The sequence below is a fragment of the Olivibacter sp. XZL3 genome (assembly GCF_004368405.1).
Classification (GTDB): domain Bacteria; phylum Bacteroidota; class Bacteroidia; order Sphingobacteriales; family Sphingobacteriaceae; genus Olivibacter.
In genome coordinates this window covers 1-17,256 of the sequence record NZ_SBJH01000071.1, presented here as the reverse complement: position 1 = coordinate 17,256, position 17,256 = coordinate 1, and the positions used below count along the sequence as shown (strand labels likewise).

Annotated in this window: 17 protein-coding genes; 11 read left to right on the top strand and 6 right to left on the bottom strand. The window is 40.2% G+C overall.

Annotated elements, in window-relative coordinates:
- Nucleotides 1-102 precede the first annotated feature (102 nt).
- Nucleotides 103-2,361, top strand: coding sequence for a GH92 family glycosyl hydrolase (locus EPX21_RS16360; RefSeq protein WP_134090776.1), 2,259 nt, complete (start codon nt 103-105; stop codon nt 2,359-2,361).
- Complete coding sequence (locus tag EPX21_RS16355; protein ID WP_134090775.1) at nt 2,362-2,739, top strand: septal ring lytic transglycosylase RlpA family protein; 378 nt, start codon at nt 2,362-2,364, stop codon at nt 2,737-2,739.
- Nucleotides 2,740-3,136: 397 nt separating this feature from the next.
- Here EPX21_RS16355 and miaA read toward each other — a convergent pair whose 3' ends face one another.
- From miaA to EPX21_RS16325, 6 genes are all read right to left on the bottom strand, one after another.
- Nucleotides 3,137-4,063, bottom strand: coding sequence for a tRNA (adenosine(37)-N6)-dimethylallyltransferase MiaA (miaA, locus tag EPX21_RS16350; protein WP_134090774.1), 927 nt, complete (start codon nt 4,061-4,063; stop codon nt 3,137-3,139).
- Between the two features lie 22 nt (nt 4,064-4,085).
- The gene (locus EPX21_RS16345; RefSeq protein ID WP_134090773.1) at nt 4,086-4,703 is read right to left on the bottom strand and encodes a hypothetical protein; all 618 of its coding nucleotides are present in this window, start codon (nt 4,701-4,703) and stop codon (nt 4,086-4,088) included.
- Between the two features lie 81 nt (nt 4,704-4,784).
- Nucleotides 4,785-6,194, bottom strand: a complete 1,410-nt coding sequence (locus tag EPX21_RS16340; RefSeq protein ID WP_134090831.1) for a CCA tRNA nucleotidyltransferase — start codon at nt 6,192-6,194, stop codon at nt 4,785-4,787.
- A 168-nt stretch (nt 6,195-6,362) separates the two neighbouring features.
- A complete protein-coding gene (locus EPX21_RS16335; protein WP_134090772.1) occupies nt 6,363-6,926 on the bottom strand; it encodes an L-threonylcarbamoyladenylate synthase in 564 nt (187 codons plus the stop codon).
- Nucleotides 6,923-7,909: a lipopolysaccharide heptosyltransferase II gene (gene waaF / locus EPX21_RS16330; protein WP_134090771.1), complete on the bottom strand. Its 987-nt coding sequence runs from the start codon at nt 7,907-7,909 to the stop codon at nt 6,923-6,925. Before waaF ends, EPX21_RS16335 begins: the two co-directional genes overlap by 4 nt.
- Before the next feature lie 180 nt (nt 7,910-8,089).
- On the bottom strand, nt 8,090-8,908 hold the full coding sequence (locus EPX21_RS16325) for a 2,3,4,5-tetrahydropyridine-2,6-dicarboxylate N-succinyltransferase (RefSeq protein WP_134090770.1): 819 nt from the start codon (nt 8,906-8,908) through the stop codon (nt 8,090-8,092).
- A 173-nt stretch (nt 8,909-9,081) separates the two neighbouring features.
- On the opposite strand from EPX21_RS16325, the gene EPX21_RS16320 reads away from it, so the two are divergent.
- The 9 genes from EPX21_RS16320 (at nt 9,082) to EPX21_RS16280 (ending at nt 16,850) form a co-directional block, all read left to right on the top strand.
- Entirely contained in the window at nt 9,082-9,276 is a 195-nt protein-coding gene (locus EPX21_RS16320) for a transposase family protein (RefSeq protein ID WP_134090769.1), read from the top strand.
- Between the two features lie 174 nt (nt 9,277-9,450).
- Nucleotides 9,451-10,488 (top strand): glycosyltransferase family 9 protein, encoded by a 1,038-nt coding sequence (locus tag EPX21_RS16315; protein ID WP_134090768.1) that lies wholly within the window; start codon nt 9,451-9,453, stop codon nt 10,486-10,488.
- Nucleotides 10,489-10,505: 17 nt separating this feature from the next.
- The gene (locus EPX21_RS16310; RefSeq protein ID WP_134090767.1) at nt 10,506-11,267 is read left to right on the top strand and encodes a lipopolysaccharide kinase InaA family protein; all 762 of its coding nucleotides are present in this window, start codon (nt 10,506-10,508) and stop codon (nt 11,265-11,267) included.
- Between the two features lie 104 nt (nt 11,268-11,371).
- The gene (locus tag EPX21_RS16305) at nt 11,372-11,959 is read left to right on the top strand and encodes a phosphatase PAP2 family protein (RefSeq protein WP_134090766.1); all 588 of its coding nucleotides are present in this window, start codon (nt 11,372-11,374) and stop codon (nt 11,957-11,959) included.
- 225 nt (nt 11,960-12,184) lie between these two features.
- Nucleotides 12,185-12,589: an RNA-binding S4 domain-containing protein gene (locus tag EPX21_RS16300; protein WP_134090765.1), complete on the top strand. Its 405-nt coding sequence runs from the start codon at nt 12,185-12,187 to the stop codon at nt 12,587-12,589.
- Between the two features lie 81 nt (nt 12,590-12,670).
- The gene (locus tag EPX21_RS16295; protein WP_134090764.1) at nt 12,671-13,684 is read left to right on the top strand and encodes a glycosyltransferase family 9 protein; all 1,014 of its coding nucleotides are present in this window, start codon (nt 12,671-12,673) and stop codon (nt 13,682-13,684) included.
- Complete coding sequence (locus EPX21_RS16290; RefSeq protein WP_134090763.1) at nt 13,651-14,721, top strand: glycosyltransferase family 1 protein; 1,071 nt, start codon at nt 13,651-13,653, stop codon at nt 14,719-14,721. The genes EPX21_RS16295 and EPX21_RS16290 overlap by 34 nt, the downstream gene beginning before the upstream one ends.
- 32 nt (nt 14,722-14,753) lie before the next feature.
- Entirely contained in the window at nt 14,754-16,022 is a 1,269-nt protein-coding gene (locus tag EPX21_RS16285) for a glycosyltransferase family 4 protein (protein WP_166670792.1), read from the top strand.
- 21 nt (nt 16,023-16,043) lie between these two features.
- Nucleotides 16,044-16,850, top strand: a complete 807-nt coding sequence (locus tag EPX21_RS16280; protein ID WP_134090761.1) for a DUF5672 family protein — start codon at nt 16,044-16,046, stop codon at nt 16,848-16,850.
- Nucleotides 16,851-17,256 lie beyond the last annotated feature (406 nt).

The following is a 17,256-nucleotide window of genomic DNA, read 5'->3' as shown; positions in this document are numbered from 1 at the left end:
ATTGGGATCGTAATCGCTATTAAACCGTTTTAGTACCGCAGTTTCAAAATATATTCTTTATTTTAGCCCATCTTAACATCAAGCTAACATAATTACTTAACAATGAATAAGAATATTTCTCGAATAGTATGCGGTGCGTTGTTGAGCATACCGTTAATGGTAGGCGCGCAAGAGAGAAAATTAGTCGAATATGTTGACCCTTTTATCGGCACAGGTGGGCATGGGCACACCTTTCCGGGAGCTACTGTTCCTTTCGGGATGGTGCAGTTAAGCCCCGATAATGGACAAGCAGGGTGGGACTGGTGTAGCGGCTATCACTATAGTGAAAATCATATTGCCGGATTTAGTCACACCCATTTAAGCGGGACGGGTATTGGCGACTGGTTAGATATTTCGGTAATGCCTTTGCTATATCCCTTGAAAGATGAAACAGCCGATATTCGAGCCACCTTCAGTCATGATAATGAAAAAGCTTCTCCGGGTTACTACGAGGTTGAGCTTGACAATAAAATAAAGGCCGAATTAACGGCTACCGAACGGGTTGGATACCATCGGTACCAATTTCCAAGTCAAAGCATTCCTGTTGTGCGACTTGATTTGGGCTTCCATTTAAATTGGGATTCACCTACTGAAACCTACGTCAAAGTGGTAGATGATTCAACGCTGGTTGGGTATCGCTACTCCACAGGATGGGCTAAGGTACAACGCGTGTATTTCGCCTTAAGAAGCTCGGCACCCTTTCAGCAGGCAATTTTAGCAGGGCATGGGGTGCAATCTGCACAGATAAAAGCTGCGAAAACGGAAGAGCGGGGAAAAGGTATTAGCGCTCAATTGGTGTTTGATGAGCAGCAAAAAAACGTAGAGATCAAAGTTGCGCTATCGATGACAGATGAGAACAAAGCGCTACAAGCCCTTCAGGAAATAAGCGACTGGAATTTTAATCGCGTAAAAGAGGAAGCTGCCGATAAATGGGAGCACGAATTGAAAAAGGTGCAAGTGTCTTCATCAGATGAAAAGTTAAAGCGTGTGTTTTATACGGCCCTTTATCATACCTGTATAGCGCCGTCTTTGTTTTCCGATGCAGATGGTGCCTACAAAAATGTGAGCGGCAATGTGCTTAAAATGGCCGGCAACAATCAGCGTTATACCGTATATTCTTTGTGGGATACCTTTCGGGCGCTAAACCCCTTATTTACCATCACACAACCCGAAAAGTACACCGCGATGCTTAATAGTATGCTTGCTTTTTACGATGAAAACGGATTGTTGCCTGTATGGGATTTAAGTACATGGGAAACCAACACCATGACGGGATATCACGCCATACCGGTCATAGCAGATGCGGTTTTAAAAGACTGGCCGGGAATCGATGTAGAAAAAGCATACAAGGCAATGTTGGCCTCCGCTTTTCAATCAGGCCGTGGCGTGCCAGAGTATATTAAGCACGGCTATATGCCACAGGACAAAATGGGGCATAGCGCCAGCGTGACCTTAGAGTATGGTTACGACGATTGGTGTATTGCCCAGGTGGCGAAAAAGTTGGGCAAGGAAGAAGATTACCAGACTTTCAGTAAGCGGGCGCAAGCCTATCAGCGTATCTTCGACAAAACAACGGGCTTCATGCGCGCTAAAAACAGCGATGGCAAGTTTGTCGTTCCATTTGATCCTTATTTGTCAGAACACGACGAAGTCAAAGCGCAGTACGTTGAGGGGAACGCTTGGCAACATTCCTTCTTTGTACCGCATGACGTACGAGGACTTGCTAAGCTCTATGGCAGCCATGCCAAGCTGAGTGAGAAACTCGATTCTCTATTTTCGGTAAGCTCTGAACTTACCGGCGGAAATACTTCTCCAGATGTAAGTGGTCTGATCGGTCAGTATGCACACGGTAATGAACCTAGTCATCACATTGCCTATATGTACAGCTTTTTAGGCGAGCCTTGGAAAACACAACATCGCGTGCGTCAGATTGTCGATTCCATGTATCATGATCAGCCGGATGGGTATTCAGGAAACGAAGATTGCGGACAAATGAGCGCTTGGGCAGTGTGGAGTATTGCCGGTATTTATCCAGCTAACCCCGCTAGCAGTGAATATGTGATAGGCAGTCCGGCGGCAGATGAGGTGGTTTTCAGACCAGGTGGCGGTAAGGAATTGCGTTTTAAAGCGGTGAATAACAGTAAAGATAATATCTACGTGCAAGAGGTAAGATTCAACGGTAAGAAGTATGATAAAACCTATTTTACACATGCAGACATAATAAACGGTGGCGAGATAGAGTTTATAATGGGAGAAAAGCCTAACAAAAAGTGGGGAAAGAAAAAAGGCACTTGGCCACAGTCATCAATAGATAGCGAATAAATGAGTTGTTTTTTTAGCATATTAAGGCAGGTACTGGTTTTCAGTGCCTGCCTATTTTTATTGGCCTCTTGCGCGCCACGATTGCGCGAAAGAGGTGGCGCGTCTTATTACGCTGACAAATTCAAAGGTAGGCACACCGCAAGTGGTGAGAAATTCAGGCAGTATAAATTAACAGCGGCTCACAAAACGCTGCCTTTCGGTACGAAGGTAAAAGTCAAAAACCTGAACAATGGGCGGACGGTAAAAGTTCGGATTAATGATAGGGGGCCATTTGTTTCCGGTAGAATCATCGATCTGTCGAAGAAAGCTGCTCGTCGATTGGGGATGGTCCGCGCGGGCACCGCCCGAGTTGAAATCAGCTATAAGAAACGGAAGTAGCCCGGCTATCTATCGGGAGTGTCAAAAAAATTGAGGAAAGTGTATCCGACTGTTTTTTAATACTTTCAAGGGAACACAGTAAATGTGCCCCCTTGAAAGTTCTAAGTTTATAATGTGTTAGCTATTACTTTTACAAAGTGTTCAAATGTAAAATTTTTATTCGTTCTGTGCAATAAAAATTAAATAAAAAAATGGCGTAAATAGATAAATAGGTAAAAATTCCAAAGTAAAGTAAAAAAGCTTGCCTCCTTTGGGGATGACCTGCCTCCCATTGGGACGGTAAAAAGCCAAAAAGGAGCTCAGGTATTTGGGTGAATGCCTTAAGGAATAAACAAGATATCAATAACCCAAAACCCAAAGGTTTGCTCTGGCGGAAGGGAACGAAGCATCGCTTGGCTTATTTTAGTTGATTTGTGATGAACCTAATGATTTCCGCTGTTTGTGTCGGCTCAAACCAATGTGTGTTGGGATCTTTTTTGAACCAGGTTATCTGGCGTTTGGCAAATTGACGCGTATGTTGCTTGATCTTATCAATCGCATCTGCAAGGGAATATTTCCCATCTAAATAGTCGAAAAGTTCGGCATAGCCCACGGTAAGTAGCGGCGGACGTTCCCGGTAGGGAAGCAAGGTTTTAACTTCCTCCAGTAGTCCTTCTTCCATCATGTTGTCTACTCTTCTATTAATTCGGTTATACAGAAGGCTTCGTTCCGTGTTGAGTCCTATTTTTAGGATTCGAAAAGGGCGGGGATTTGATCGGTCTTTCCGAAAAGAAGAGAACGGCTTACCCGTGCTTTCGTATACCTCTAAGGCACGGATAATGCGCTGGGGGTTGTGAATATCCACTTCTTCGTAATAAACCGGATCTTTACGTTTTAATTCTTCTTGTAAGAAGGGGAGTCCGTTTTCTTTAAAAGATTCGTTCAATCGTTCACGGACACCGGGCAGGGGACGTGGTAGTTCGTCCAATCCTTCACATACGGCATTCACGAATAGCCCACTTCCTCCCGCCATTACAACACAGTCGTTATTCCTGAAAAGTTGGTTGAGCGTAGCCAGTGCATCCTTTTCAAAATCGCCCGCGCTATAGTCGTCCAATACGCTAAGAGAATCTATGAAGAAATGAGGGGCCGCATCGAGTTCTTCTTTACTGGGTTTGGCCGTGCCAATAGCCATTTCACGATAAAATTGTCTGGAATCAGCGGAGATGATGGCCGTATTAAAAGTCTTGGCTATTTCGATAGCCAGGGCTGTTTTGCCAACTGCCGTAGGGCCTACTATGGTGATGAGCGTCTTGATAACGGTTAAATAAGTGCGTAATCGAATAGTAGGGTAATCGTTCCACTAATTAATAATCGTCTTCGTAATTTTCGTTGTCAGAAAATTCACCGGAGAAGTCGTCTTTTTCCTCTGAATCGTCTTGGGTCTCTTCATCATCCATTAGATCCAGGTCCATACTTTCCGTTTCATCGATACCGTACTCTGTTTCATTTAAGAAGTCGTAATCCTCCTTGTCTTTTTTCAACGCAGATGCTTCGGCGGGGACTACCGTTGAACCAAATGCTCGTGGTGCAATGCCGATAGTTTTAACGGTAAGCGGGTAGGTTTTTCCGCTTTCTTCCTGTAATATTTTGATAAGTTGAACGTGAAAATCAAAGGGTCGGTCAAAGTTATAGGTATAGTAAAACTTCTGATGAGGGTCGTCGATAAACTTGTTCAATTTTGAATTCTCCATTAAAGCTACTCCCCGTTCTGCTTTCCGTTTTTCGGGAAGATAGGCGATTTCATCTCCCTTCATCCACTGATCGTTACTAATATAAAAGGAGGAGGGAACCTCCGGATTGTATCCGGTCGACTGGTGGATCGCTTGGTGCAGGTCCAAAAACGTATGTGTAGAAAGCACATCAATTTCGCGGATAATATCGTCGTAATCTTCAAAAGTAACTCGAAACCTATAAATAGCCATGACAGAAAATCCTGTTTTTATTTGAAAACGCTAATATCACTAAAAAAGTAAAAATTAAAAAGTAAAAACCGAGCAAAGTGATTATGGCTGATGCGTGGCAAGGCCAAGTTCTTTCCCTTTTTCTTTCATAAAGAGCAATGCTTCTTCCCGGTTGTTTTTTATTTCGCCCTCCAGAATCGCTTCCCGAATGGCCTTTTTAATTATTCCCACTTCTGGTCCCGGCTGGAGGTTGAACGATTTCATAATATCTTCGCCACTAACGGGAGGTTGCCAGTTTCTTATTTGATCACGTTCCTCCACGTCTTTTATGCGTTGCTTTACCAGTTCAAAGTTCTCCCGATATTTTTTGCGCTTGTATTCATTCTTGGTTGTTACATCCGCATGGCAAAGCTTCATGAGGCTGTCGATGTCGTCTCCTGCCTCGAAAAGTAGGCGTCTCACTGCCGAATCAGTTACAATATCTTTAGCCAGTACGATGGGGCGGAGATGAAGCAACACCAATTTTTGTACGAACTTCATTTTATCGTTGAGCGGAAGTTTCAGTTCGGCAAATATTTTGGGCACCATTCTAGCTCCACGATCTTCATGACCATGGAAGGTCCACCCTTGTTTTTTGTCGAAGCGCTTTGTGGCAGGTTTTGCAATATCGTGCAGAATAGCGGCCCATCGCAGCCATAGATCATCGGTTAATTCAGCGATATTATCCAATACCTCGAGCGTATGATAAAAGTTGTCCTTATGGCCTTTGCCGTCTATAATTTCCACCCCATAGAGTTGCGTCATTAGCGGAAAAATAAGTTCGAGTAAGCCCGTGTCGAAAAGATAAGTGAAACCAATACTCGGTTTTTTCGAGCAAATAATCTTATTGAGTTCATCCGTAATCCGCTCTTTTGAGATGATTTTAATGCGTTCGCGTTGAGATTTGATCGCGTTAAAAGTGGGCGAGCTGATTTTAAATTGCAATTGACTGGCAAAACGGATGGCGCGCATCATGCGCAGCGGATCGTCAGAAAAAGTCGCTTCCGGTTCCAAAGGGGTGCGGATGGTTCTGATCTGTATATCCTTTACACCATTGAAAGGGTCTAATAGTTCGCCGAAGTTATGCTTGTTCAAGCTTAGTGCCATGGCGTTAACCGTAAAGTCGCGCCTTTTCTGGTCGTCCTCCAAGGTGCCATTTTCAACAATCGGTTTGCGCGAGTCCCTGCGGTATGATTCTTTCCTAGCGCCCACAAATTCAATATCAATTCCGTCGTGACGCAACATCGCAGTTCCAAAGTTCTTAAAAACCGAAACCTTGGTATTCAAATGGTTACCGACTTTTTCGGCAAAGTCGATACCACTTCCAATAACCAAAATGTCAATATCGTCTTTGAAAGGTCTTTTCATCAATCGGTCGCGCACATATCCACCAATTACATAGATTTCTATGTTGTATTGTTGGGCCAAATTGCTTAACGTTTCAAAAATAGGAAGTTGCAGGTGTTCTCTCATCAGTGAGGCAAAAATAGCGAAATTTTGTGAGTTACCAGTTGCGAGTTGCCGGTTGTAAGCATATGACGTATGTTCGGCCATTGGCTTCATCACTGTCTGGGTAGTTTTAGGCCATCATAAAGAGACACAAACTCATTGCCTGCGGTCGACAGCTCATTGCATTGCAAGCTATTTTCTAATAAAAGAAAATGCACCACTTGGATCTAATTTCATAATTGTGGAAGCCTGTTTAGGAGTTAGATCGTCTTGTCCAAAAGTAACGACATAATCAACGCCTTCTTTAATGGCATCGCTTATTTCCTGAAAATTTCTGGGGGATGGCGCGCCGCTTAGGTTGGCCGACGTAGAGACAATGGGCTTACGGAAACGTTGGATGAGCTGCTCACAAAATCGGTGTTTTACGATCCGGATGCCGATGCTCCCGTCGTCAGCAACCAAGTTTGAAGCCAGATTTTTTGCCCCATCGTAAATGATGGTCAGCGGTTTGTCAGTATATTCAATCAATTGATAAGCGACTTCCGGGATTTCCTGCACGTAGCTCGACAATCTATTCTCATTTTCCAATAGCACAATCAGGCTTTTGTCTTTTGCCCGTCCTTTCAATTGATAGACCTTTTCAACCGCCTCCGGATTCGTAGCATCGCAACCGATTCCCCAGATCGTGTCAGTGGGATAGAGAATGATGCCGCCGGCCTTTAATACCGCTAGCGCTTGGTTGATGTCGTTATTCATTTGTTTACAAATTTTGTCAGCGTTTCAAGAATTAACCTTTCATTTAATTGATTCATGCATTCGGGTATTTCGTAAAGAGGACAAACATTTTTTACGCAGGGCTCACAGCTTAACCTTCCGGCTCGTATAATGGCCAAGGAACCCGTATTGAACGGTGCCGTATTTTTTTCATTTCCGGCGCCAAATAACACGATTGTAGGCGTCCCTATACTGTTCGCTAGATGCGCAGGCCCAGAGTCTGTCGTCAGCAATACGCTACATTTATCTAATAGCTCAACGAGCCCTTTTAACGACGTTTTTCCTGCAAAATTGATAATTGTTGGTTGGGTTTCCAAAGCCGCTATAATACTTTGGATAAAAGGCAGCTCCTTTGGCGCCCCCAGAAGTCCTATATTATAGTCAGGAAATTCCCGAACAATTTTTTTTACCAGGCTAATGGCCTTCTCTTTCGGCATTCGGCGCGAAGACGCCTCCGAATTAAAATTTAGCAGAATCAGTTTCTCTTTAACGGTTGCCCTCGTTTGAATAGATAGCGAGGTCCTCGGCGCTGAAACTTCTTTCGAAGCAAACTTCGCTAACAGGCTGATATATTCGAGCACCCTGTGTATTCCACGTTCTTTTTGGAAAACATGTGTTAGCAGTAAAGAACGCAGCTCGTTTTTATAGCCAATTCTTTTTTTTGCACCGGTAGCCCACCCGATAAGGGCTGAAGAAAAAGAATCCGGAAGCGAAAAAAAGAGCTCAAAGTTATATTTACGTAGATTTCTGCCAAATTGAAATGCTCCCTTAATTCCGGGGAAATCCGTTTTAGAAAACAAATGCGTTTTGAATTGTTCAGGGATATATTCCGCAATAACCGCTAATTCCTTTTTTAAGATGATGTGTATTTCTGCGCCCGGGTATTGTTCCTGTAAAGCTTGTAGAAATCCCGTTGCCATTACCACATCGCCTAACCAATTGGGAAGCCTTACGAGAATTTTCATGAAACAAAATTGATGTTAGTGAACTAAATAGCTAAGCACATGTTTCGCTGCAAATGGGAAATATCAGTGTTCAAAACGTATTCCGCTTATTTGATCGGAACGCAGCGGGGTGTAAACATCCATTTCGCTGCGTTCCGGCCAAGATTGCGCAAAAGCGACTATGCTGTAATCGGTTGGTTATTAAACCGCTACATTATGGTCTCTTAATGCGTTATTTAACGAAGTCTTTTTGTCAGTTGATTCCTTACGTTGGCCAATAATGAGTGCGCAGGGTACTTGGTAGTCGCCCGCAGGGAACTTTTTGGTGTACGATCCGGGAATCACTACCGACCGGGCAGGAACAAGCCCTTTGTACTCTTTTGGAATATCGCCCGTTACGTCGATGATTTTTGTGGATGCTGTCAACACAACATTTGCGCCGAGTACAGCTTCTTCTTCTACGCGAACGCCTTCCACGACAATCGCTCTTGAGCCCAAGAAACAGTTATCTTCAATAATAACCGGCGCCGCTTGCACTGGTTCCAATACACCACCAATACCTACGCCACCACTTAAGTGTACATTTTTCCCAATCTGCGCACAAGATCCTACAGTAGCCCAGGTGTCTACCATCGTACCTTCGTCTACATAAGCGCCAATATTAACATAAGAAGGCATCATGATCACCCCTTTAGCTAAGTAAGCGCCATAACGAGCTAAGCCATGAGGTACTACGCGTACGCCTGCTTCCTTATAGTTAGTTTTAAGCTTCATTTTATCGTGAAAAACGAAAGGTCCTACATGGACTTCATTCATTTGACGGATGGGAAAGTAGAGAATAACGGCCTTTTTAATCCAGTCGTTAATATGCCATCTTCCAGCTACCTTTTCTGCAACACGTAAAGTTCCTTCGTCTAAATGAAGAATGGTGGTTTCAATCGCTTCTCTATATTCTTTAAATTCTATTAAGTGCCTTTCTTCCCAGGCTTCTTCAACTAGTTTTTTTAATTCTGCAGTCATTTCAATAAAAAAGTTTAACAAAGAAAGTAAAATTTATTGACATAGCTGTATGGAAGGCTGTAGGCGGTAAGCTATAGGCAATAGGGTGACTACTCACCTCAAGCAAAAGCATAACATAAAACTTAAACCTTAAACCATACAAATGACGCCTTTTCAGCAGATATCTTTGCCTTATGGCACAGACAAAAACCTTTCTTTACGAATACTTTGAGAATTTCCCTGACCACAGGGTCAATCGGAACAAAAATCACCTGTTAAGCAACATCATTATGCTTTCAGTTATCGGTGTACTATGCGGAGCGAGTGAAGGGCAACTAACAGGCGTTGCTTACCTTTGTCGACAACAGTGGGATGTGGGCGGGTATTAAGCCTGTTGTCCGCATTACTAAAAGATGGAAAGCAGGATGGGACAATCAATACCTACTTCACTTTATTAACCAAATTTAAATGCGTTTACCCTGCAATTCTGACTGGATTTGCTAATTTTGAATGTAGCTAATTAGGGAAGACTACAATCGGTATAGATGTAAAACCGGATAACAATGAAAAAAACTAATGCTGTCAGAAGAGCTGTAATGAGAAATCTTACTAAAGATATTGGTAAATCCCATTCTGTGGTAGATAAAAAAAAAGATGTCGTTATAAAAAAAATATTAATTACCAGACCTAATCACCGGTTAGGAAATCTTTTGATAATTACGCCCCTCGTTCAGGAAGTTATCCATGTTTTTCCGGATAGTAAGGTAGACCTTTTTGTGAAAGGAGGAGTGTCACCTTCAATTTTTAAGAACTATAAAAATATTGATAGAATCATTCAGCTTCCTAAAAAGCCTTTCGGTAATTTATTTAAATACCTGAAAGGCTGGGCTCTTTTGAGAGCCAGGAAATATGATCTTGTGATCAATTCAACTACAGGTTCTTCATCAGGTAGATTGTCAACACTGTTTGCTCGTTCACGTTACAAGTTTTTTGGTGATTTTAATGAAGAATTACAAGCTAAATATATGGATTACAAACACTTGGCTAAAAATTCAATTTATAACCTAAGGGACTATTTATCCAGATTAGGCTATAGCGAAAATTCCACAGCCATTCCTAATCTCGATCTCAAATTAGACCAAACTGAAGTTGCTCTGGGAAAGGAAAAATTGGATAATTTAACTGGTAACCACAGGGATACTATTTGTCTTTTTACCAATGCAACGGGTGAAAAATGTTATCCTGAAGAGTGGTGGGCCAAATTTTATGAGATGTTGCAACGAAATTTTCCAAATTATAATATTATTGAGCTGTTACCTGTCGAAAATATATCGAAGCTAAATTTTAAGATTCCCCATTTTTACAGTACGGATATTCGTGAAATGGGAGGGCTCATTGCAAATGTTGCACTCTTCATTGCAGCTGATAGTGGGGTAATGCATTTAGCAAGTGCTTCAGGTATACCTACAATTGGGTTGTTTTCTGTAACTGACGAGAATGTCTATGCGCCATATAATGACAAGAGTTTTGCGGTTAACACCAATCATGCTGATAATGAAAAAATTATACAGCTGATCTATAGAACTCTGGAACGAAAATAAACGGTTAAATAAGTGAAATGAAGGTGTTTTTTGCAGAAGATTGTTCTCAGTATAAGGAAGAAATCATCCTTACTTTAAAAAAATTTAGGACCGATGGAGCAATCATTGGTAACGGAAACAGAAATGTTGTTAAAGTTTTTGAAATTAATGGGTTGCTATTCAACTTTAAATCCTTCAAACAGCATAATATTATTAACCGACATGTTTATAAATTTTACCGGAGGTCTAAAGCAAGAAGATCTTTTGAATACGCACAGTTACTTTTAGCTAAAAATTTATGCACTCCTAAACCTGTAGCTTATATCGAAAATCATGATTTCATCGGTTTAACTTCAAGTTATTATATAAGTGAACATCTCGGAAATCATTCTACTTTGGCAGAGATTCTTTTTAACAGGGATTTTCCTGGACGAACGGAGATCATTAAGGGATATGCTGCATTAATCTACAATCTACATGAAAACGGTATTCAGTTTATTGATAATACGGCTGGGAATTTTCTGATCAGGCAAGAAAATGGCGTCTATCGTTTTTATATGGTTGATTTGAATAGAATAAACTTTTATGATCATATCAAGATAGATAAAAGACTTAAAAATTTCGGAAAGCTCACCGTTGATAAAGAAGTTATGAAGATCATCAGTGAGGAATATGCGTCTTTGTCGGGACTGTCTTCCGCATACTGTCTCAAGAAAATAAGTGAAGCATCCAGTAAAATGTTGATTAAACGGAAAGTAAAGAAAGTCTTGAAATTTTACAAATATCTCATCAGGATTTAATGTTTAACAGCTATTCCTGAATACCATTGTCACGTAATGTTAATACAGCATGCTGTTATCGAAATAAAAAACCATTTCAGATATTAACCTAAAAACTTTATTAAATGAAATCAATGCTTGAAGATTTAAAACAGTTTGACACAGAGTTGTTTCTAGCGATCAACGGAAAACACAATGCTTTCTTTGATACGATAATGTATTGGTCAAGTGACAAATTGTTCTGGTTTCCGTTTTACGCTGTGTTATTGGTTTTTTTAGTTAGAATTTATAAGAAATTCGCTATTTACATTTTACTCGCAATTGCTGCAACTATTACTTTGTGTGATCAGACTGCTTCGGGACTTTTGAAAAATCTGGTGAAGCGTTTTCGACCTTCTCACGAACCAACTTTAGCCGGCCTGGTTCATTTAAGCGAAGCGGGTCCAGGTGGTAAATATGGTTTTGTATCATCTCACAGTGCCAATGCATTTGGGCTTGTGACATTTCTCTTCTTCTTATTGCCTGCAAAATATAATTGGTTGAAGATCATTTTATTGTTCTGGGCTTTGCTGGTTTCTTACAGCAGAATTTACAATGGCGTTCATTATCCGTTTGATATTCTCGGTGGTGCATTAGTGGGAGTGCTCTCAGGTAGTCTTATCTGGCTTATCTTTAGAGCTATTTTTAAAAACAGCGCTTTTAATAAGGATTAGGTGTGTTTAGCGTTTTTAGTTACCTGATAGAGGAACCGATTAGTTTGTATGGTGGTCGGGTGAAAAATCAGCTAAAGAGAACGATGGCCTAACGACGTCCAGGTTTTGGTCAAAGATTGAAAAAAAATACCTATTCCAACTTTTTAATCAAGTTTAAATGCGTTGACCCTGAACTAGAAAAGCTTCATTTTGAGCTTTCCCCTTAAAAAGTTACATTTGTAAATTATGACCAAAGAGTTAGAGAAGCTCCGAATTGACAAATATTTATGGGCTATCCGTATTTTTAAGACACGCAGTTTAGCTACAGAGGCCTGCAAAGCCGGTAGGGTAAAGTTAAACGGTCAAAATATTAAGCCTTCTTATGTCGTAAAAGTGGGTGAAACCTATCACATTCAAAAAGGTATTGAAAAAAAGGTAGTCAAAGTGCTTGATTTGTTAGATAAGCGTGTGGATGCGAAGACTGCAGTTACTTTTTATGAAGATTTAACGCCTGTAGAAGAAACTTATGGGTATAAATCGATGTTCCACGCGCCGGTTTTAAAACGAGATAGGGGTACAGGCCGGCCTACAAAGAAGGATCGGAGAGAGATTGATGATTTAAAAGATGAGCTTTTTCTGAACGATGATTGATTTTTAGCATAAAATTTGTAGCGTAATGAAGAGGTACTACGTCAGATAGGTATGTAGTTAAACAATTGTCACAGTTTATAGATGTCATTTAACAGAATCAAGCATGTTTTAATCAGTAGAGTTGACGCAATCGGAGATGTGGTTCTGACTCTACCTATGTGTAAATTGATCAAGGAACACTACCCAGATATCAAAATTTCCTTTCTTGGAAGAAACTATACCAAGTCCGTTGTCGCGTGTTGTGGAAGTGTTGATGAATTTATCAGCTATGATGATATCTTAGCTATGAAGGACTTAAGTGGGCAGGTAAACTATGTAAAGAGTCTTAAAATCGATCAAGCGGTTCATGTTTTTCCGAAAAAAGACATTGCTATGCTAATGGATAAAGCGGGCGTTCCGGTTAGGGTCGGAACAAGAAATAGGTGGTATCATTGGCTATACTGTAATAGTTTGGTTAAGCTCTCTCGAAAAAACTCTGCTTTACATGAGGCGGAATTAAACATGGCTTTACTGACCAAGTTAGAAATCGATAAAACGCCAAATGCTGCTCAAATAGCGAAATACTACGATTTTTCACGGGTTGAAAACTTGTTGGCGCGTTTTCGCAGCTTAATCGATTCAAATAAGTTCAACTTAATCATTCATCCCCTTTCTAACGGAAGTGGTAAAGAATGGTCGTTAGAGAGATATAGTCAATTAATTCGTTTATTATCCCATAATAAACAGATCAAATTATTCGTTACCGGTTCTGATAAAGAAAGAGAAATGCTTAAGCCTTGGTTAAGTACTTTACCGGCAGACGTCGTAAACCTAACCGGTACGATGCCATTAACACAATTTGTTGCTTTTATTTCTTCAGTAGACGGATTGATTGCATCGGGGACGGGGCCTTTACACCTCGCTGCTGCAGTCGGCGTACACACTTTGGGACTGTTTCCGAATGTTAAGCCGATAAACGCACAGCGTTGGCGTCCTATAGGGGAAAAGGCAACGTTTTTAGAGAGTGAGAGCGAATCAATTAACGACATATTAGCAAAAGACTTAATGAATATCATAACAGGATGGGTAAGTTATCAGGAAGTAGAAAGTTACTGATAGCTTTAGATTCGATGAAATACCAAAACACCGGGCTATTTCATTTTGGTAGGAGCTTAGGAGAGGCTATTGCGAAGCAAAAGAGCAATCAATTGAAAATCACTTTTTATATGAGCAAAAGGTATTTTGGATTGTTCGGTTGGAGTGGGATTACGTATACAGCGCTAAGAGAGATTTACAAGGTGTTCTTCCCGTTTCGTTATGACATTTATCATTTCACAGACCAATATGCCCGTTTGCCGATTGGAAGGGTAAAAGGGCGTAAAGTACTTACCATTCACGATCTTAATCAATTGCATGAGCCAGGCCGTAGTCGGGCGAAGGTAGAAAAGTATTTGAAACGATTTAGGAAATATATTCATCATTGCGATGTTGTGATTGCTATTTCCCGTTTTGTAGCGGAGGATGTAGTTCGTCAGTTTCCAGAAGCAAAAGACAAAATACGTGTCATTTATAATGGTGCTGATAAATTAGAAGTAGTGGCTGGACATTTACCTCGCTTTAGCCCTGCTGGAGCGTTTTTGTTTGCTTTGGGATTGGTTTCCAGTAAGAAAAATTTCCACGTTATTCCCCCTTTGTTAGTTGGCAACGATTTAATCTTGATAATCAGTGGTATTATTGTGGAAGAGTACAAGGAAAAGATCTATGAAGTAGGGAAAGAGCACGGGGTATCCAATCGCATCGTTTTTACCGGTCCTATAAGCGATCGGGATAAGGCTTGGTATTATCAGCATTGTGAAGCGTTTATTTTTCCTTCTTTAGCGGAAGGCTTTGGATTGCCGGTTATTGAGGCCATGCATTTTGGAAAGCCCGTGTTTTTATCCAATAAGACATCGCTGCCAGAGATAGGAGGCAAACACGCTTTTTATTTCGAGCACTTCGAGCCAGCCTATATGCAAAAGCTGTTTGCCGATGGCATGGACCAGTTTAATGAGCAGGCAGCCGAAAATATGAAGGCATATGCAAAGCAATTCAACTGGGATAGAACGGCTGCATTGTACTTAGATATCTATAGGGGTCTTACAAGCACCAATTGACACTTATAATGTAAATAATGCGCGCTCAAGTTATGAAGAAGAAAATTGCTTTGGTTGTTCAACGGTATGGGTTAGAAGTTAATGGAGGAGCGGAACTCCACTGTAGACTTTTAGCCGAAAGGTTGAATGCATGTTATGATGTCGTAGTCCTAACCTCCTGTGCTCAAGATTACAAAACTTGGAATAATTACTATGACGAAGGCGAAACTGATGTCAATGGTGTGAGAGTTATTCGATTTAAGACCTTACATAGTAGGAACCCAAAAGAATTACATAAACTTCACAGGAAGTTCAGAAAAAGAAAACCACATCAAAAAGTATTGAGATCGCTTGGGATCCTAGAGTATTTAGAACAGAAATTTCCAGTGCTAGATCTAATAACGGAGCAGGACGAGTATGATTGGGCAAAGAATCAAGGTCCTTATTTGCCGAATCTAATCCGTTACTTAAAAGAGCATGAAGAGCAATATAGCGCGCTAATATTTTTTACTTATTTATATTTTCCGACAATTTATGGATTGCGTGTCAATCCAGCTAAATCTATTTTAATACCTACCGCCCACGATGAACCACCTATTTATTTTCCGATTTTTAAGAAAGTATTTTTATTACCTAAGATGATCTTGTTTAATACAGATATGGAAAGACAATTTGTTCAAAATTTGTTTGAAAATCACTTTATTAAGAATGATATAGTGGGAGTGGGCTTTGAAAAAACTTTGTCTTCTAGTACTAACGTTAGAGCTGTAAAGCATGAATATGGCTTAAGCGAAAATGTTAAATACTTCATTTATATAGGCCGAATCGATGAGGCGAAGGGATGTAAAGAGCTCTGTGACTATTTTTTGGAGTTTTGTAAAAATAATGACCACCTCAATGTGAAGTTGGTTTTGGTGGGACAGGATTTAATGCAATTGCAGCCAAACGAGTATATTGTCAAAACTGGATTTGTTGATGACGATATAAAAAATACACTTATGGTTGAAGCTGTAGCATTAATTATTCCTTCATATTTTGAAAGCCTTTCGATGGTTACTTTAGAAAGTATGATCAACGGAGTCCCTGTTATTGCCAATAGACACTCGGAGGTTCTAAAATCTCATATATTACAAAGTGAAGGAGGTTTTTTGTATGATAGTTATACCAGTTTTGAGCGTGTTCTAAAAGACGCCCTGAATAAAAGTGCTGATGATTTAGCTTTGATGGGAAGCAAAGCGAAGGAATATGTAGAACGGAATTATTCTTGGGACGTTATTATGAAAAAGTTGAAAACCGCGGTATCATATATAGTGAATCAATAGCAAGGATAAAAATTTTAACTCGTGAAAGAAAGACTTGTTGCGGTAGTTATTCCGTTTTATAAAGAGACGCTTACAGATTATGAGAAGATGTCCATGGATCAATGCGTATCTGTATTGTCTGCTTATCCTATTATTTCTATTCGGCCCAAAAGACTAAACAAAATAAATTTGTCCTATCCAATAGACGAATATATAGACTTTGACGATAATTACTTTGAAAGTATTGAAGGCTATAATAGATTGATGCTCAGCGATTCGTTCTATCAAGTGTTTCTTAGTAAGTTTAAATATATATTAATTTATCAATTAGATGCTTTTGTATTCAAGGATGATTTAGCATTTTGGTGTAAAAAGGGCTATGATTATATAGGCGCTCCCTGGCCGCCTGAAGTCGGTTATCCAGATATTATAAAATCCGCAAAGGAATCCGTCATTAACTGGTACTATACCCTTTTCAATGTTCAAGATAAGCATAACAACCCGCATCGCAGACAAGTGATTAATCGGGTTGGCAATGGAGGGTTTTCACTGAGAAATGTACGGGTGCTTCATAAAATAGCTTCTCAGAGGAAGAAGGAGATAAGTAAATATCTACAAAACGATCATGATTTATATAATGAGGATATATTTTGGAGTGTTGAAGTAAATAGAAGGAGTAACCATATTAAAATACCATCTGCAAGAATTGCTAGAAAATTTTCGATTGAACATTTTCCTGAAAGGTTATTGAGGGCTAATAAGTTTGTTTTACCTTTTGGCTGTCATGCCTGGGACAAGCATATTGATTTTTGGCGACCCATATTTGAAGATTATGGATACACTATATAGTGTTTACGCCGAATTCTTTTGTTTAAGTTGTGATGCTAGTATCAGTGTTTTCCATTTTAATAACCTTTTAATGCTTTTTATATAAGTTCGAAGGTTCGTTTTCTTTAAAAGAAGTAATTTGTTGGCATAGTTGATGGTAAGGCCTAATGGCAGGCCCGCTTTTGGCAAAGTTTCTCTCAAGAACTGTTTGAACACTTTTTGCTCTTCCATAACTAGCATCCTGTCGTACGCGGGTTCTTCTAAACTGATTGGGAGCTTCGAAGACCATTTTTTATGAACCTTTATAATTTCCTTCAGCCAACTTTTGTTGAAGTTTCCTTCAGATAGTATCCACCCTATGAACTACATATTTGATTTGTCGCTATTAGTTTATAGTTCTGTGGGTACAGATCTTTGAGATTTTTAT

Bases quoted from the DNA above. Each gene is read 5' to 3' on its own strand.
- EPX21_RS16355 (WP_134090775.1), top strand. From the start codon at position 2,362: ATGAGTTGTTTTTTTAGCATATTAAGGCAGGTACTGGTTTTCAGTGCC.
- EPX21_RS16285 (WP_166670792.1), top strand. From the start codon at position 14,754: ATGAAGAAGAAAATTGCTTTGGTTGTTCAACGGTATGGGTTAGAAGTT.
- EPX21_RS16290 (WP_134090763.1), top strand. From the start codon at position 13,651: ATGGGTAAGTTATCAGGAAGTAGAAAGTTACTGATAGCTTTAGATTCG.
- EPX21_RS16310 (WP_134090767.1), top strand. From the start codon at position 10,506: ATGAAGGTGTTTTTTGCAGAAGATTGTTCTCAGTATAAGGAAGAAATC.
- EPX21_RS16335 (WP_134090772.1), bottom strand. From the start codon at position 6,926: ATGAATAACGACATCAACCAAGCGCTAGCGGTATTAAAGGCCGGCGGC.
- EPX21_RS16325 (WP_134090770.1), bottom strand. From the start codon at position 8,908: ATGACTGCAGAATTAAAAAAACTAGTTGAAGAAGCCTGGGAAGAAAGG.
- EPX21_RS16315 (WP_134090768.1), top strand. From the start codon at position 9,451: ATGAAAAAAACTAATGCTGTCAGAAGAGCTGTAATGAGAAATCTTACT.
- EPX21_RS16305 (WP_134090766.1), top strand. From the start codon at position 11,372: ATGAAATCAATGCTTGAAGATTTAAAACAGTTTGACACAGAGTTGTTT.
- EPX21_RS16300 (WP_134090765.1), top strand. From the start codon at position 12,185: ATGACCAAAGAGTTAGAGAAGCTCCGAATTGACAAATATTTATGGGCT.
- EPX21_RS16345 (WP_134090773.1), bottom strand. From the start codon at position 4,703: ATGGCTATTTATAGGTTTCGAGTTACTTTTGAAGATTACGACGATATT.
- waaF (WP_134090771.1), bottom strand. From the start codon at position 7,909: ATGAAAATTCTCGTAAGGCTTCCCAATTGGTTAGGCGATGTGGTAATG.
- EPX21_RS16360 (WP_134090776.1), top strand. From the start codon at position 103: ATGAATAAGAATATTTCTCGAATAGTATGCGGTGCGTTGTTGAGCATA.
- EPX21_RS16340 (WP_134090831.1), bottom strand. From the start codon at position 6,194: ATGAGAGAACACCTGCAACTTCCTATTTTTGAAACGTTAAGCAATTTG.
- EPX21_RS16320 (WP_134090769.1), top strand. From the start codon at position 9,082: ATGGCACAGACAAAAACCTTTCTTTACGAATACTTTGAGAATTTCCCT.
- EPX21_RS16295 (WP_134090764.1), top strand. From the start codon at position 12,671: ATGTCATTTAACAGAATCAAGCATGTTTTAATCAGTAGAGTTGACGCA.